General features: G+C 44.0%; 1 pseudogene. It reads right to left on the bottom strand.

The features are described from left to right. Positions 1 to 285: 285 nt before the first annotated feature. Positions 286 to 364 (bottom strand): annotated as a pseudogene (locus tag ACLD9W_RS12555) (IS1595 family transposase); the annotation flags it as partial.

Here is a 364-nt window from a genome sequence, read left to right as displayed (position 1 = left end):
CGGACAAAGCGGTTCGATGGCTGCCCACTGGGCATCGGATAGGGTATATCTGGTCATATCTGTATGATACTGTGAAAAATTGAATGTCAACAGACCCTAGGGTAGGCAGCCTGAAAAGCCCCTCCAGCAGCCATCCGGCAGCAAAAAAAGCAGCCTGAAAGTTTCAGGCTGCCTGTTTGGGTTGGTCTTTTGGGTTGATAGCGAAAACGAAAAATACTTTTGAAATAACGATGCCCCAAGCCGTCTCACAAGCAGCCTGAAAACCTTTGGGGCTGTCCTAGATAACTAGGATAAATTATCTATTACCAATTGTTTCAAAATGGAAATTTGAACTTTTATTTCACTGTTGTTAAAACGCCATTCG

It is taken from the genome of Neisseria sp. WLZKY-1, from assembly GCF_046546535.1.
Taxonomy (GTDB): Bacteria; Pseudomonadota; Gammaproteobacteria; order Burkholderiales; family Neisseriaceae; genus Neisseria.
Note: the sequence above shows the minus strand (reverse complement) of the source record. Positions and strands in the feature narration are given on the sequence as shown.